This window comes from Cytobacillus sp. IB215316 (assembly GCF_033963865.1).
Classification (GTDB): domain Bacteria; phylum Bacillota; class Bacilli; order Bacillales; family SM2101; genus Nanhaiella; species Nanhaiella sioensis.
The window spans coordinates 79,643-95,974 of record NZ_JAXBMC010000011.1; the positions used below are offsets into that span (position 1 = coordinate 79,643).

Sequence of the window (16,332 nt, forward strand, 5' to 3'; positions counted from 1 at the left end):
AAAACCAAATGAAATGAGGAGGAATTTATATGACGAGAATAAATATCGAAACAGCATGTGCCCAGATTGGAAACAGAAGTGAAAATGTTACTGGGACGGTCAATCCACCTGTCTATTTGTCTACAGCCTATCGTCACACAGGTATAGGCGAATCTACAGGGTATGATTACATTCGAACGGGTAATCCAACACGACAAATTGTCGAACAGGCAATAACACAACTTGAGGAAGGTGATCAAGGCTTTGCTTGTAGTTCAGGTATGGCTGCGATTCAAACAGTATTAGCTCTCTTTGAGCAGGGTGATGAACTGATCGTTACACATGATTTATACGGAGGAACATATCGGCTATTTGAAGAATCTTTTCGAAAAAATGGGTTTACTTTTCACTATGCTGATTTTAGTGACATAAATGCTGTAGAAGGGTTAATAAACAGCAATACGAAAGCTTTATTTATAGAAACTCCAACAAATCCACTTATGCAAGAGGTTGATTTAAAAATTGCAGCAGAGCTTGCAAAGAAAAATGATTTATTATTAATCGTGGACAATACATTTTATACTCCACTGTTACAAAAACCTATAACTCAAGGGGCAGACATTGTCATCCATAGTGCGACAAAATACTTGGGGGGCCACAATGATGTGCTAGCAGGGTTAATTGTTTCAAAAGGAGAGGAGCTATCTGCTCAACTCGGTAATTACCATAACGCAATTGGTGCTGTATTATCACCTTTTGATTCATGGTTACTCATCCGTGGAATGAAAACTCTTCATTTACGTCTAAAACAGCATGAAGAAAATGCAAAAAAAATCGCTTCATTTTTGCAAACTCATGAAGATATTGTAGAAATCTATTATCCACAGCGTGGTGGCATGTTGTCGTTTAAAATTCGAGAAGAAAAGTGGGTTAATCCATTTTTACAAAACTTACGCCTAATCACTTTTGCTGAAAGTCTTGGTGGCGTTGAAAGCTTCATCACCTATCCAGCTACACAAACACATGCAGATATACCTGAAGAAATAAGAGTTGCAAACGGAATTTGCAATCGCTTATTAAGATTTTCAATAGGTATCGAGAATGCTGATGATCTCATAGATGACCTTATATCAGCATTAAAAGCTGCTAAGGAAGGAGTAAACACCTATGTCTAATTCATTTTCTGATCAAACTAAGCTACTTCATAATAAGCATAAAGTAGATCCTCATACAGGAGCAGTAAGTGTTGCAATTCAGCATGCATCAACATTTCATCAAGATGATTTAGAGAATTTTTCAAAATATGACTATAGTCGTTCTGGTAATCCTACCCGTGAAGCTTTAGAAGAGACGATAGCAGAATTAGAAAATGGTGTGAGAGGCTTTGCTTTTTCCTCTGGTATGGCAGCCATATCAAGTGCTTTTATGCTGTTATCAAAAGGAGATCACGTCCTCATAAGTGAGGATGTGTACGGTGGAACATTTCGGGTTGTAACGGAGGTACTAACCAAATTCGGCATCGATCACACATTTGTTGACATGACGAACTTACAGGACGTTAAAAACTCTATTCAAACAAATACGAAGGTAATATATATTGAGACACCGTCAAACCCTTTACTTAAAGTGACTAATATTAGAGCTATTGTCACACTAGCTAAAAAGCAAGGTTGTCTCACATTTTTAGACAATACGTTTATGACTCCAATTTTACAGCGACCATTGGATTTAGGTATAGATATCGTTTTGCATAGTGCAACAAAGTTCATATCAGGACATAGTGATGTCATCGCGGGGCTAGCCGTTGTCAAAGATGAGCAGTTAGCCACCCAACTTGCCTTTATTCAAAATGCATTCGGTGCAGTCCTTGGGGTTCAAGATGCTTGGCTCGTCTTACGAGGCATAAAAACACTGCACGTCCGCATGACACAATCTTCACAAAGCGCATTACAGCTTGCGCAATTTTTACAACAACACCCCAAAGTTGAGGAGGTTTACTACCCAGGTTTAACTGACCATGAAGGATATACCCTTCAACAAGAGCAGTCTACTAGCCCAGGTGCTGTATTATCTTTTAAATTAAAGAATGTTGAAAGTGTACGTATTCTTTCAAAATATATAAAAATACCAGTATTCGCTGTTAGCCTAGGTGCTGTTGAATCCATTTTATCTTATCCGGCAAAAATGTCGCATGCAGCTATGCCTGCTCAAGAAAGAAATAAAAGAGGAATCACTGACGGGCTTTTGCGACTATCTGTCGGTCTTGAAAATCCTCTTGATCTTATAGCAGATTTCTCACAAGCATTAGATCAACTTCCAACACAGCAGCCAGAGTATAAGGTGAGCCTATGAAACTACTAGAACGTTTAAAAAATGACATTTTAATTGCTGACGGTGCGATGGGGACCCTCCTCTATTCATACGGTGTCGACTATTGTTTTGAGGAACTTAACCTCACTCAACCAAATCGGATCCAACAAGTACATGAAGCATATATTCAAGCAGGAGCTAATGTTATCCAAACTAATACGTATGGAGCAAATCGTGTTAAATTAGCTAGATACGACCTTGAAAATAAAGTAAAAGAAATTAATAGAGCTGCAGTTCAAATAGCAAAACGATCCATCGGGAAAAGTAACGAGCATTATATATTAGGAACTATAGGTGGAATTCGTGGCGTAAGGAAAAGTATTGCCGAACTTGAAGAAATTAAAGGGGCTTTTATCGAACAGCTTGATGCACTGTTAGAAGCAAATGTTGATGGAATCTTACTGGAAACCTATTATGACATTGAAGAACTATACACCGTACTGCAAGAAGTAAGGAAAAGAACAACAAAACCAGTCGTTGCCCAAGTGTCTATGCATGAAGTTGGCGTACTACAGGATGGTACCCCATTACATGAAGCATTTTCAAAGCTCGAGCAACTTGGAGCAAATGTGATTGGAACAAACTGCCGACTCGGTCCTTATCATACAATTAAGTCACTTGAGCAAGTTCCTTTGCCTAACAATGCATACCTTTCTGCCTACCCTAATGCAAGTTTACCAGACTTAGTTGATGGAAGACTGATTTATGAATCTGATGCTGAATATTTTGCAGAGGCAGCTATTAGCATGCGCGAGCAAGGAGTTAGATTGTTAGGTGGTTGTTGTGGAACGACACCAAAGCATATTGAGGCGATGAGGAAAGCAATAAATGGTTTAACTCCAATTGATGAAAAACGTGTAAAGGAACGTAAACCAATTTCAGTCAGTAAGCCTACCGTTGCTGCTGAACCTCATTTACACGAAATGGTACAGTCTAGACGCACAGTCATTGTTGAGCTTGATTCACCGAAACATTTGGATACAGATACATTTTTCAAAGGTGCACAAGCACTTCAACAGGCTGGGGTTGATGTGATTACCTTAGCAGATAACTCTCTAGCAACTCCACGAATTAGTAATGTTGCAGTTGCTTCAATTTTAAAAGAAAAATATAATATACGCCCTCTCGTTCATATTACTTGTCGTGATCGAAACATCATAGGACTTCAATCACATATTATGGGTATTCATACACTTGGTATTAATCAAGTATTGGCTGTAACTGGTGATCCGACTAAAGTTGGTAATTTTCCAGGTGCTACTTCAGTATATGATGTTTCATCATTTGAATTAATACAAATGATCAAACAATTTAATAACGGACAGTCTATCTCAGGAACGTCATTAAAATTACAGACGAACTTCGGTGTTTCAGCTGCCTTTAACCCAAATGTCCGTCATTTAGAACCAACCGTAAAAAGGCTTGAAAAGAAAATCGCATTCGGTGCTGATTCATTTATTAGTCAGCCTGTGTTTAGCCAAGAGCAAATAATCCAAATATATAAAGCGACCAAGCATTTACAAGTTCCTATCTTTCTTGGTATTATGCCGTTAACAAACTATCGTAATGCCCAATTTTTGCACCATGAGGTTCCTGGTATTAAGCTTGCTGATGACATCTTACACCGTATGAAGAGCTGTGGAGATGATAGAGAAATATGCTCAGCAGAAGGTGTGAAAATTGCACAGGAGTTAATAGATACGGCTATGGAATATTTTAAAGGAATCTATTTAATTACACCATTTTTACGCTATGACATGACTGTAGCATTAACAAACTATATCCGTAAAAAAGATGGAGTAAGAGAAAGGAAGATTCATCATGTGCTTTGAGCATTTTCAACAAGAGATCAACAAGCGAATCTTAATAATTGATGGAGCCATGGGGACGATGCTTCAAGAAGCAAACCTTACGGCTGAAGATTTTGGAGGAGAAGAATTTGACGGCTGTAACGAACATTTAAACATCACAGCTCCTCATGTCATTGACTGGGTTCACCGATCTTATTTAGAAGCGGGGGCTGATATCATTGAAACGAACACTTTTGGAGGAACCCCCCTTGTTCTAAATGAATACCAACTCGGACATAAAGCCTATGATATAAACAAAATTGCAGCTGAAATTGCCAAAAAAGCAGCCGAGGATTTCTCTACTACTCATAAGCCTCGCTTTGTAGCTGGGTCTATGGGACCAACAACAAAAACACTTTCTGTTACAGGTGGAACGACATTTTCTGAATTAGTTAATGAGTATGAAACACAAGCTAAAGGCTTAATTGATGGTGGCTGTGACCTTTTATTACTTGAAACATGTCAAGATATGCTTAATGTAAAAGCTGCTTTTTTTGGTATTAATAATGCTTTTACATTAACAAATAAAACCTTACCACTCATGGTTTCAGTTACGATAGAACCGATGGGTACAACGCTTGCTGGACAAAATATTGAAGCATTTTATTTATCTTTAGAGCACATGCAACCAGTATCCATCGGCTTAAATTGTGCGACAGGCCCTGAATTTATGACCGACCATCTACGCACATTATCACAATTATCTCAAACAGCTGTGAGCTGTTACCCTAATGCTGGTTTACCTGATGAAGAAGGTCAATATCATGAGTCTCCACAATCATTAGCAAGGAAAATAGCAGGCTTTGCTAAAAATGGTTGGCTAAACATTATTGGAGGGTGCTGTGGGACAACACCTGAACATATCCGAGCGATTGCAAAAGAGGTAGAAGGTCTTAAGCCTCGAAGTGTCCAAGAAGGGAATCATCAACACACTGTAGCTGGGATAGAACCACTTATATACGATGATTCTATGCGACCGTTATTAGTTGGAGAGCGTACAAATGTAATCGGCTCAAGAAAATTTAAAAACCTCATTGCTGATGGTAAGTTTGAAGAAGCTGCTGAAGTCGGTAGAGCACAAGTAAAAGGTGGGGCCCACGTAGTTGATATTTGTCTAGCTGATCCAGACCGCGAAGAGCTAGATGATATGGAGCAATTTATTCAAGAAGTTGTTAAAAAGGTGAAAGTACCACTCGTTATTGATTCTACAGATGAAGCAGTAATAGAAAAAGCGCTATCTTATTCACAAGGAAAGGTGATCATTAACTCAATTAACCTAGAAGATGGCGAAGAACGTTTTGAAAAGGTCGTTCCACTTATTCATCGATATGGGGCTGCTGTTGTTGTTGGAACCATTGATGAAATTGGCATGGCTGTAACGAGAGAACGGAAGCTAGAGGTCGCACAACGTTCCTATGATCTACTAGTAAATAAATATAAACTTAAGCCAGAAAATATTATATTTGACCCTCTCGTCTTCCCTGTAGGTACAGGTGATGAGCAGTATATAGGATCAGCGAAGGAAACTGTTGAAGGGATTAGGCTTATTAAAGAAAAATTACCACATTGTTTAACAATGCTTGGCATAAGCAACGTCTCTTTTGGATTACCTGGTGTAGGGCGTGAAATTTTAAATGCTGTTTTCCTTTATCATTGCACAGTAGCTGGTTTAGATTATGCGATTGTCAATACACAAAAGCTTGAAAGATTTGCTTCCATTCCACAAGAAGAAGTGACTTTAGCGGAGAATTTATTATTTGAAACAACAGATGACATTCTAGCTGAATTCACAGCTTTTTATCGTGGGAAGAAGAAGGAGCCGAAAAAAGCAGCCATCAATAGATCCCTGCCAGAACGACTCGCTGAGTATGTGATTGAAGGTACGAAGGAAGGTTTAATTCCTGACTTAGAAATCGCCTTAACTAAATATGATACACCGTTAGATATTATTAACGGACCTCTTATGGAAGGTATGGCTGAAGTCGGTCGTCTCTTCAACGACAATCAGCTGATTGTAGCGGAAGTATTACAAAGTGCAGAAGTGATGAAAGCTTCGGTTTCCTTCCTCGAGCCTTATATGGAAACAAATGATGAAGCTGGTCATGGAAAAGGGAAAGTATTATTAGCAACTGTCAAAGGTGATGTCCACGATATAGGTAAAAACCTTGTAGAAATTATTTTAAGCAATAATGGCTTTCATGTCGTTGACCTAGGAATTAAAGTGACACCACAACAGCTGATATCAGCCATTCAACAAGAACAGCCTGATATCATCGGCTTATCAGGGTTACTCGTTAAATCAGCTCAACAAATGGTCTTAACTGCTCAAGATATGAGCCAATCAAACATATCAATTCCTATATTAGTTGGTGGGGCAGCTCTATCTCGAAAATTTACCGATCGAAAAATTGCTCCCGAATACGAAGGTCCAGTCCTATACGCGAAAGATGCGATGGATGGCCTTTCAATCGTCAACCGCCTGCAAGATGAAGACGAAAAGAATAAGATTTTATCAGATGTAGCAACGAAGAAAGAAGCTTATAAACAGATCAATACAGCTACTAAAAAAGAAACTGCTGTAGCCGTATTAGAAAAAATTAAATCTAGTGTAGCGACTAATAATCCAATAACTTTGCCAAATGATTTAAAAAGGCATGTCTTAAAAGGGTATCCTATAGGTCATCTTGAGCCATATATTAACATGCGCATGTTATTAGGACATCATTTAGGGCTCAAAGGAAAGGTAGATCAGTTAATAGCTGAACAAGATGAGCGAGCACTTGCCTTAAAAGAAGTAGTTGATAACTTACTTCTTGAGGCAAAAACAGCTAACCTATTACGAACTGCAGCTGTTTATCAATTTTTCCCTGCTCAATCAAAAGACGATGACGTCATCATTTACGACCCAAATGATAAAACAACAATCCTAGAACGTTTTACGTTTCCTCGACAACGTAAAAAGCCATATTTATGTTTGGCTGATTATATTCGTTCAGTCGATAGTGGTGAAATGGATTATGTTGGTTTCTTCGTCGTTTCAGCTGGCTTTGATGTGAGAGAAAAGGCAAATATGTTAAAAGAAAAGGGCGAGTTTTTAAAAAGTCATGCCATTCAAGCACTCGCTCTTGAGCTAGCAGAAGGGTTTGCCGAACGCATTCATCAAATGATGAGAGATCAATGGGGATTTCCTGACCCAGCTGACTTTACAATGCAGCAGCGCTTTGCAGCCAAATATCAAGGTCAACGCTTTTCATTTGGTTATCCAGCATGTCCAAATTTGGACGATCAAGGAAAGCTTTTCCGCTTATTAAAGCCAGATGACATTGGAATTTCTTTAACTGATGGCTTTATGATGGAACCTGAAGCATCTGTCTCGGCTATTGTTTTCTCACACCCTGAAGCGAAATATTTTAACGTGATCGAAAATACTAATTGAATGAATTGAAACAAATTAAGGGAAACCTCAATTATTATAGAGGTTTCCCTATTATGTTCAATACCTTTGTCAATAAAATCTATTGAGCGACAGACATGCAAACTTCATAAAACTTATTAGGTTCTTCAAAATTTGGAGCATGAGCAGAATTCTCAAACCATATAAGCTCTTTTTTGGGTGCTTCAACTATATTAAAATAATCCACAACTAATTCGTGAGGCGTCTGATAATCATAACGCCCAACACAATAATACACTGGAACTTTAAATGTATGAGCCTGTTTAATTAAATTTACTTCCATCAACTCATCCCAAAGATTATTAATAGAAAAACGTTCTCCATTTGCCATATACTTTACTAAATCGACAAATGAATATTCACGAAATGATATCGATGAGAGAATAAACTTACTTAATGACATATTGTGAAATGATCCACCAAATTTTCGTAACCATTTTCTTTGTAAAAATAAATCTACCTGATTTTTATATGGGGGATTGCCAATTTTCATCAACTGTTCAAGCGCTTTTTTATTATTCGTTTCATTTGCTTTATGTAACGTATATTCATAGGAGATTTCTTCATTTCTCTCCATATTGACTACTTGACCGACACCAATATATGCGTGTATTAACTCAGGATACTTCGAAATGAACAGAGACCCTAATACACTCCCCCATGAATGACCAACTAAATAGAGTTTTTCTTGCTTAAAGCGCTGTAGTAGCTCTTCAATAAGTTCATGAAGATCAAGCAAAAACTGATCTATATTCATGCTAGAAACTGGGATATTACTAGCATAAGATTTACCAGTCCCTCTTTGATCCCAATTCACTACTACAAAATGTTCTTCTAATTCTCTTTGAAATTTCGGTGCAAAACCTATTTGGGCAGTACCTGGACCCCCGTGCAGAAAAAGTAGTATTGGATTCTTTTTATTCTTCCCTCTCATTAAGACACATTGTTGAATTTTTCCAAGTCGCAACATTTCTATAGATGCGACGCTCCCTTCGATAAGTCTACCATTTAAATCTTTAAAACTAGGCGTTCTACTTATAATCATGTGCATCCTCCCCCTAGTCTTCTTAATATATGAATATTATAATTTACTGCCAAGTACTGTTACCCTTTGACTATACTTGATAACGAATGTTTAAGTAACAGCCTTTAGCAGGCTATTACTTCCACCTAAAGGAGGATTATTCAACAACCAAGGCGAGTCCAACCTCCTCCTATCTGAAATATTTTGATGTGACATCTCCCACTACGTAGAGGTCTCTAGAGGATTTTTTACAGAATAAATATTAATTCCAAATTAATAGATAAAGCACTATTGATAGAACACACCGAAGAAAAATTTAAAGGGAGAACTTTATCCGACTATAAAGAAATAACACCAATCATCGTAAGCTCTGCCACGATTGTTACTAAATTTGAATAACAAGCAAGACAAGGGTATTTGATACTAACCGTTTTAGCTATCACAATATGTTTAGTTATCGTACGAAAACAAATTGTTATTCCAAAGCAGCTTAAAATGAACAAATTTAGTTTTTTCAGCAGTATACCACTAAGACATGATCTATGTTGTTACCAATTCAATTTACAGAAATATTCTACAAAGTGATTGGACATTAGAGCAAAGATTCCCCTCCCAAATGAGTTGTCAATGAGTCTTTATCTTTACAAATAGACAGTATGTCAATAAAGTGGATAAGCACTTACTTAGGCATTTAATATCATTTTGCTATTTCAATATTAAAAAGAGTGTTTTTTATAAAATAACGATCGTATACATCAGAAAAAGCTAGAAGGTGAGGTGAAAATGTAAATTAGTTACCAATGTTAGTAGTTTGTTGGCCATTTTAATTAGAAGGGAGAAAATTTTTATGTCTTCTCGTATTAGCTCTAAAGTTAGAGTGTTATTTCTATCAGCTTTGACAATGTTGATGCTTTTTGGAATAGTTATAGGTTCGACAAATGCTGCTCCAACAGATGAACACCCCTCCTCAAATTGCTATAAAAAGATTTCTCGTTATAGTGGATGGGAATATGATAACAATCAACAAATTAACATTAATTTCACATACACACAGAATGGATCTTATGATTACAGTTATCGCATTGATCTCGCTGGTGAAGAATGGAATGAACATTTTAGTTTCTTTAATTTCAATGAAGTATCAAGAGGAAATAATCTTGCAATAGAAAGTGATGATTATGGGGATACCGGATGGGTCGGTGCTGCTTATTATGCACGTTCACCAAAGGATATATATTTAAATGAATATTACCATAAAAATTATTCTTGGTACGGATTTGTTGAGTATGAACGTACTGCCATTCACGAATATGGTCATACTCATGGATTAAGCCATACTAGTTGTACAACTGAAATTATGAGTAATAACTCTAATAGAGATATTAGTCAAGTTGATCTTGGTGATGGAGATATTAGTGGTATTAGAAGTATTTATTAAAAGGAGGAATGAATATGAAAAAATGCCTCATTGCATTGGTTACGGTAATTACATTAGTAGGTTGTAACAATATTATTCAAAGTTCTAACCCTGCTAAAGCTCCTAGTCAACAAGGCGTGGATGCTAACCCTTCAGAGGTTTTCGCAGATATGAATGAATTAGCCCAAAATACACCTATCGTAATAGTCGGGCAAGTAAAAACTGAAGGCAAGGCATTTGATTATAAAGGGATCAACTTCTATGAATCTACAATTCAGATTAAAGATATTTACCGAGATCATGGTAATAGTCTATCGAAAGGAGACAGGATTACACTATTACAAAATGATGTAGGTGAATTGGACCCTCTTGTCAAAAAAAATGAAAAGGTCTTATTCTTCTTAAAGAACTATGAAGGTCCAGTTATTGATGATGCTTACAGATTTATGGGACTTTATCAAGGTCATTACAAAGTCAAAAAAGATGGAGAAATTGTTGCTGTCGGCAGCAAAAAATTAGAAGGTGTAGAAGGACTATTAACTTCAGATCTTAATGCTATGTTAGAAGATTCTCCATACGTACCGATTGAATTAGACGTAATGACTGCAGAAGAGATTGAGAAAGCAAATGAAGAAGAAAGAAAACTAAAAGAAGAGCATGATAATAACAACTAATATATCAATAACAACTTTTAATAAACGCTTTTACCTCACAGATAGTAGTTATTTACAACATTAAAACATACAATCCAATTAAGGTTCTTCTAGTTTTTAATAAACCTCAAACAAAGTTTATGAGAAGACTCCTAAAAACACCGACGTTAACCACACCTGTTTTGATCTAAGGTTGATCAAAACAGGTTCTTTTACATAATCTGTCTTCGTATGATTGTTGTTTTTCCGACAAGCCACATTTTTTCTCCATTAAAATGAAGACAACAGAATAAAATTACTACCTGCTAATCTAATTAATAACAATACAACAAAGTTTACGAGAAGATCCTTTCATATTAAAACTACTCATTCGCATATTGTTTAACCCTCTATATAATGAATACTATCCAGTAAACACCCGCTATCACGATAACTATTCATATTGATAACAAGTCTCATATTCATCCTGCATTAACCAACTTTTACACGCTAAACCATATTCATGATAGATCTCTTTACCAATTTCCAAGATAATACTTCTGCTTGAATTTGGAACTTCTGAGTTTTCATTTTTTATATATAGAATATCCTCGTCATTCCAGCTCATAGAAAAACCACTTTTTGCTTCACTATAATAAACTGTTTGAATTTTATCATTCTCATCATGATATGTAACATCTACCCATATTTTCACGCCACCAGCTGCGCCACCGTATGGCATATAGTAGGCATTTGCTGTGTATTTCATTGTTGGAGAACTCACTGGAATTAAGTAAGACTCACCCTTGAGGCTATCAAATGTAAAGAAATAGTTTCTATAAACAAATAATCCAAGAAACAAAATTACTCCTGACAAAGTAGCAAGTAATAATTTTGTGGGGAATTTTTTCTTTTTAACAAAGAAGATTATTAATTTAATAGTAAAGATGAAAAATACCAGTAAAGTAGTAACAAATAGAAAGAAACCGATTATATTTAATAAAATAGCTATCCCCTCATTTTTGAACCTTTATGTTATTGATATTACATGAGCTCTTACTTACAATGAAAATACTCCAAATACATTGACTACTAACCGTTTTTCCAAAAATAGCCAGGTTTTTAATATCATAATAAAAGCATTTAATCTGCAAACCAAACTTTACTTAAATGTTTTATCCCTTCATCAATTTTTTCTGATGACATCCCTCCAAAGCCAAGGATAAAATGAGCGGTATCTGCTGTTGACTCTCCCACCCAATATTTTTTAGCTGAATATATATTAACTCCAGCAGAAATTGCTTTTTCATGTAGCTCTGTTTCATTACGATGTGGAATGCTAATAATTACATGAACTCCTGCATGTGTACCTTGTACGTTCACTTTATTCCCCATATAGTTATGGATTGCCTCAATTAATACACGATGCTTTTGAGCATATACTTTACGCATTTTCCGGATATGGCGTTCAAAATGACCCTTTGCTAAAAAATGTGCTAATGTTTTTTGAATAAGTGCAGCAGCTGGTTGGCTGTACGTTACAAAATGAGAATGATATGTATGTAATAACCTTGTTGGTAAGACCATATAATTCACTCTGATGGCTGGCATAAAAGATTTAGAAAATGTGCCAATATAAATGACACGTTCATCTCGATCCAGTGCTTTTAATGCAGGAATCGGATTTCCCTGATAACGAAATTCACTGTCATAATCATCCTCAATAATAAAGCCATTATTTTGGATCGCCCATTGTATGAGGCGAAGACGTTTTTGAATAGGTAGAACCATCCCCATTGGGAATTGATGTGACGGTGTGACATATACAGTTTTAGCGCTTCCCTTTGCCAATTGATCTATATTTAAACCATCCTCTTCGAGTGAAATAGCTTCTAAATTAAAGCCATGATTTGCAAAAACCCGCTGTGCACCATCATAACAAGGGTTTTCTACGGCAACCGTATCATTTGTCTTCATAAGTATTTGACTAATAACACTTAACATTTGATACATGCCAGCTCCGATAATAATCTCGTCAGTCGTACAAGAAATTCCTCTTGCTTGATACAAATAATGAACAAGCTGCTGTCGTAACTGTATATCACCTTTTTTATCACCATAAAATATGAGCTGATCATCATTAGTTGCCAACACTTCATTCATGTGTCTTTTCCACAGCTTATAAGGAATATGTTCAAGGTCAACATTTCCATATCGAAAATCGTACGTAAAAGGCTTTTCCTGTTGAACATCTGCGGTATCTTTTTTAGTAGGTATAGTATGTATTTGAGATAGAAGGTCTTTGTCCAGTTGGTTAACAATTAGTCTTTTCCGTGGTTCACTTCTTACGTACCCTTCTGTAATCAATTGTTGATACGCATACTCTATCGTATTTCTACCGACACTTAAGTGGTCGGCAAGGCTACGAATCGATGGAAGTTTTGCTTGTGGTGGGATTTTACCCGTTTCTATCTCTTTTATAAAGTATTGATACACTTGCATATATAATGGCGTTTCACTTTCCTTATCTAAGCTTAATGTGACTTCAAGCATGTGTTCCTCCAATCTATCCCCTAGTGAAATGTAAAAACTGTACCTTTTCGAATAGTCAGATTGTTAATACAATTACTTTACTAAATAAAAGGAGGGGCTTCAATTGTATACAATGAGAAGAGAAGAAAAACAAAGTGTGAATCGACAAAAAGTTAATGAATTTTGCCACCGTATCAAAGCGGGTTATTTAGGTTTAGCAGATGGTCATTTACCGTATGTCGTTCCACTTAATTATGTATGGATGAATGATTGCATATATTTTCATGGAGCTGAAGAAGGGAGAAAACAACGTATCATTGAAGAAAACCCACAAGCCTGCTTCACAATTGCAGAAGATCAGGGTACAATTACAAATCCTGTACCAGCACATACAAGCACTGGCTATTACAGCGTGATGATCTTCGGTAAACTCGAAATCGTACATGACATTGAGGAAGCAACCAAATCTATGCAAGTCATGCTTGATAAATATGTGCCAGGCTATTTTAGTGATAAACTATCAAAGCATCACGTATCTTCATATCGTTCTTCTAAAAATAGTAAAACCGTTGTGTACCGCCTTCGTGCTGAACAGGTTACAGCGAAAGAAAACAAATTAATAGATGAGGCACTATTTTACAATGGTCGTACAAGAGAGCAAGATTTAGAGGAAAGACCGTCTGAATAACAAAAATTTATGAGTTCTTAAAATAACCTCCCTATGTTCACTTTTCTTTTTATTCAGGGAGGTTACATTTGCAATTTCATCTATTTTTTGGCTATGATGTATCTTAATTTGTAAGTTCTTTCAGTTTGATCTATATACTCTAACTTTTCGTCTATTGAGCCTGTCTGAATGACTTCAGCATGTTTGAAATGGTTTACTAAGTCCTCCTCACTAAAAAAATGAGCGACTTTTCCTGGCTTATATTCAAATGTGTCCTTTTCTACCTCTACACCTTGACCATAAGAAGAGTCTTCGTTCGAAAAGCAGGTTAAAAAAATCATTCCATCTTCAGCTAACTGATCGATACACTTCTGAATAAATGTCATTCTTTCAGATAACAAAAACAAGTGTAATAGATTATAACAATAAATCCCATCATATTTTTTATGAGGAATAGGTAAATCGAATACTGACCCTTCAATATACGACGTCGACTTATCATGTTCTTTAGCAGTAGCAATAGCTTGCTGTGAAAGTTCTATTGCATCAACTTTAAAAGTAGTCGCAAGTGCTTTCGAATTTCTTCCATAGCCTGCGCCTGGTACTAAAACAGTTTTTGCACCATTGTTCAAGAAAAGTTTAGTAGCAGTCTCTACCGTATTGCTTGGCAGTTCTCCCCATATCTTTCCTTTACTAAAACGTCTATTCCAATAACCTTTCATGATACCCGTCCTTTATAGTTATAAACTATAACTAAGTTTCAGCTTATGAAACAACACATTATTTGTTTTAGTTTACATATTTTAATGCTTCTATTTCCATTCCATAATTAGCTTCATACAGCTTGTGAAATATGTCAATTGCTTGATAAAATTTATCGTCATAAGTTCCATCATCATCAACTGTCCATGAAGTAGCTAACACGGTATGACAGTAGCCCCACAGCAGTAAGCGTTCTTTATTAAGCTTCAATTCCTGCGTAAGAATATCAACTCTTTTTGCTACTACGTCGTAAGCGTTTTGGTCAGGTAATTTATTTAGCAGAAATTGAATTAAATCATATTCGATTTCACCGACTAACCCTTTAGGGTCAATTGCTGTCCATATTTCATCTGTAAATGATAGAACATTGTAATGATGAAAATCTCCATGAAGGAGAAAGTGTTGTTCTATCGTTCGATTTAAATATGTAAAAACTTTCAAAGCTACTTCTAGTGTATGTTGTGAAATAGGGCCAAATCCTTCTGGGTGTTCTTTAATCAGGTTCCGAAGCTTTTCTTCTCTACCAAGTGTTGATGCGATCCTAGTTTCCTTTGGAGCACGTATAGATAGTTTTTTGATTACGTTAGCGGCTAGTCGACAAGCTTTAGCATCATCTACAATTTCTGCTAAAGTATGTCCAGGTGAGACTTTTTCCAGTATCATTATTCCTTTATCTTTGTCGAAATCGATTAGTTGAACCATGCCTTTTCCACCGAATAACGTTAACGCTTCAATCTCATCAAGAAAACCTTCTCCCGGAATGCAAATTTTCACTACTACCTCCCTCCCATCATTCATAATCGCAGCGGCAACGTAATTTATCGAAAGGGTAAAAGGCTCTTTTATCTTCAAATGCCACTTTTGCTCGCAATCACGGATTAATTCAGGTAGCCTTTGTAACCAAGCTACTCCTTCTTCTTTAAAATATAAGTGAACTGTTTTAACAAAGTGATCTTGTAATTCCATATATGCCCCCGTCTCTACAAAATTCCATGTGATGAATGAAGGTCTATCCTTTCAAGCCTTAAATAGGGCTTTATTTGATAATTAGCAAGCCATTAACGAAGAAGTTTTTTTCTTAATCTGATAGCTTTTTATTCTACTAATTGTATATACGGAAAATTCATAGAATAGTTTCATATTTTGGTATTTTTATATAATTTTAGTTGTTAGTATTCGTATTAAGAGATAGTGACACAAGCATAACAAAAATTTCTGAATCGTATTTTAATGAAGGAGCATAACAACTAAGCTTCCAAATGCCCTTCTTACTAAAAGGGTATTTTCGTATTAATTGTTGTTCTTCGTAATTAGGGCTAGATTCGATAATAACTAACGTTCGGGACATCTTTTCTTCTGTTCAACGAAGACTAACATATAAAACGACTTTTCATGGTAATAGTTTGGTAACCATAGCAACAAAGTTTATGAAAAAAGCCTACAAAATAAAAGAGCAATCCACGTTGTGAATTGCTCTTTTACAATAGCTGTTTGTATTAATTATTGTTTTTCTTACTAAGAATTAGATACGTTCACTACTAGAAATCTGGGCATCTTTTCATCTGGAATTCGATGACAAATGTTTATAAGCACTTGTTTTTTGGTTAACCCACACTGTTTACAAGCTTCGCTATTCTAGTTTCAA

At 36.1% G+C, this 16,332-nt stretch carries 12 protein-coding genes; 7 read left to right on the forward strand and 5 right to left on the reverse strand.

Annotated features, from left to right (window positions below; genetic code table 11):
* The first annotated feature begins 29 nt into the window (after nt 1-29).
* Genes SLH48_RS16370 through metH form a run of 4 tightly spaced genes read left to right on the forward strand, consistent with a single transcriptional unit; the run spans nt 30 to nt 7,635 of the window.
* Nucleotides 30-1,154, forward strand: a complete 1,125-nt coding sequence (locus tag SLH48_RS16370; protein ID WP_320259018.1) for a methionine biosynthesis PLP-dependent protein — start codon at nt 30-32, stop codon at nt 1,152-1,154.
* On the forward strand, nt 1,147-2,331 hold the full coding sequence (gene metC, locus SLH48_RS16375; protein WP_320259019.1) for a cystathionine beta-lyase: 1,185 nt from the start codon (nt 1,147-1,149) through the stop codon (nt 2,329-2,331). The genes SLH48_RS16370 and metC overlap by 8 nt, the downstream gene beginning before the upstream one ends.
* Entirely contained in the window at nt 2,328-4,181 is a 1,854-nt protein-coding gene (locus SLH48_RS16380; protein WP_320259020.1) for a bifunctional homocysteine S-methyltransferase/methylenetetrahydrofolate reductase, read from the forward strand. Before metC ends, SLH48_RS16380 begins: the two co-directional genes overlap by 4 nt.
* Nucleotides 4,171-7,635: a methionine synthase gene (metH, locus tag SLH48_RS16385; protein ID WP_320259021.1), complete on the forward strand. Its 3,465-nt coding sequence runs from the start codon at nt 4,171-4,173 to the stop codon at nt 7,633-7,635. The genes SLH48_RS16380 and metH overlap by 11 nt, the downstream gene beginning before the upstream one ends.
* Before the next feature lie 79 nt (nt 7,636-7,714).
* On the opposite strand, the gene SLH48_RS16390 is transcribed toward metH, so the two are convergent.
* Complete coding sequence (locus tag SLH48_RS16390; RefSeq protein WP_320259022.1) at nt 7,715-8,698, reverse strand: alpha/beta hydrolase; 984 nt, start codon at nt 8,696-8,698, stop codon at nt 7,715-7,717.
* Nucleotides 8,699-9,524: 826 nt separating this feature from the next.
* On the opposite strand from SLH48_RS16390, the gene SLH48_RS16395 reads away from it, so the two are divergent.
* Nucleotides 9,525-10,115: a matrixin family metalloprotease gene (locus tag SLH48_RS16395; RefSeq protein WP_214480528.1), complete on the forward strand. Its 591-nt coding sequence runs from the start codon at nt 9,525-9,527 to the stop codon at nt 10,113-10,115.
* 14 nt (nt 10,116-10,129) lie between these two features.
* Nucleotides 10,130-10,768: a hypothetical protein gene (locus SLH48_RS16400; RefSeq protein ID WP_320259023.1), complete on the forward strand. Its 639-nt coding sequence runs from the start codon at nt 10,130-10,132 to the stop codon at nt 10,766-10,768.
* Between the two features lie 412 nt (nt 10,769-11,180).
* Here SLH48_RS16400 and SLH48_RS16405 read toward each other — a convergent pair whose 3' ends face one another.
* Complete coding sequence (locus SLH48_RS16405) at nt 11,181-11,603, reverse strand: DUF5412 family protein (RefSeq protein WP_320259024.1); 423 nt, start codon at nt 11,601-11,603, stop codon at nt 11,181-11,183.
* A gap of 266 nt (nt 11,604-11,869) precedes the next feature.
* Nucleotides 11,870-13,279 (reverse strand): PLP-dependent aminotransferase family protein, encoded by a 1,410-nt coding sequence (locus SLH48_RS16410; RefSeq protein ID WP_320259025.1) that lies wholly within the window; start codon nt 13,277-13,279, stop codon nt 11,870-11,872.
* A gap of 112 nt (nt 13,280-13,391) precedes the next feature.
* On the opposite strand from SLH48_RS16410, the gene SLH48_RS16415 reads away from it, so the two are divergent.
* Nucleotides 13,392-13,946, forward strand: a complete 555-nt coding sequence (locus SLH48_RS16415) for a pyridoxamine 5'-phosphate oxidase family protein (RefSeq protein ID WP_320259057.1) — start codon at nt 13,392-13,394, stop codon at nt 13,944-13,946.
* Between the two features lie 80 nt (nt 13,947-14,026).
* On the opposite strand, the gene SLH48_RS16420 is transcribed toward SLH48_RS16415, so the two are convergent.
* Both SLH48_RS16420 and SLH48_RS16425 read right to left on the reverse strand, forming a co-directional pair.
* Nucleotides 14,027-14,647 (reverse strand): class I SAM-dependent methyltransferase, encoded by a 621-nt coding sequence (locus tag SLH48_RS16420; RefSeq protein WP_214480531.1) that lies wholly within the window; start codon nt 14,645-14,647, stop codon nt 14,027-14,029.
* A 67-nt stretch (nt 14,648-14,714) separates the two neighbouring features.
* A complete protein-coding gene (locus SLH48_RS16425) occupies nt 14,715-15,653 on the reverse strand; it encodes an aminoglycoside phosphotransferase family protein (protein WP_320259026.1) in 939 nt (312 codons plus the stop codon).
* Nucleotides 15,654-16,332: the final 679 nt, after the last annotated feature.

What these genes read in the sequence shown, in the direction of transcription:
- SLH48_RS16400 (WP_320259023.1), top strand. Translation starts at nt 10,130, where the DNA reads ATGAAAAAATGCCTCATTGCATTGGTTACGGTAATTACATTAGTAGGT.
- SLH48_RS16415 (WP_320259057.1), top strand. Translation starts at nt 13,392, where the DNA reads ATGAGAAGAGAAGAAAAACAAAGTGTGAATCGACAAAAAGTTAATGAA.
- SLH48_RS16395 (WP_214480528.1), top strand. Translation starts at nt 9,525, where the DNA reads ATGTCTTCTCGTATTAGCTCTAAAGTTAGAGTGTTATTTCTATCAGCT.
- metH (WP_320259021.1), top strand. Translation starts at nt 4,171, where the DNA reads ATGTGCTTTGAGCATTTTCAACAAGAGATCAACAAGCGAATCTTAATA.
- SLH48_RS16390 (WP_320259022.1), bottom strand. Translation starts at nt 8,698, where the DNA reads ATGATTATAAGTAGAACGCCTAGTTTTAAAGATTTAAATGGTAGACTT.
- SLH48_RS16370 (WP_320259018.1), top strand. Translation starts at nt 30, where the DNA reads ATGACGAGAATAAATATCGAAACAGCATGTGCCCAGATTGGAAACAGA.
- SLH48_RS16410 (WP_320259025.1), bottom strand. Translation starts at nt 13,279, where the DNA reads ATGCTTGAAGTCACATTAAGCTTAGATAAGGAAAGTGAAACGCCATTA.
- SLH48_RS16420 (WP_214480531.1), bottom strand. Translation starts at nt 14,647, where the DNA reads ATGAAAGGTTATTGGAATAGACGTTTTAGTAAAGGAAAGATATGGGGA.
- SLH48_RS16380 (WP_320259020.1), top strand. Translation starts at nt 2,328, where the DNA reads ATGAAACTACTAGAACGTTTAAAAAATGACATTTTAATTGCTGACGGT.
- SLH48_RS16425 (WP_320259026.1), bottom strand. Translation starts at nt 15,653, where the DNA reads ATGGAATTACAAGATCACTTTGTTAAAACAGTTCACTTATATTTTAAA.
- metC (WP_320259019.1), top strand. Translation starts at nt 1,147, where the DNA reads ATGTCTAATTCATTTTCTGATCAAACTAAGCTACTTCATAATAAGCAT.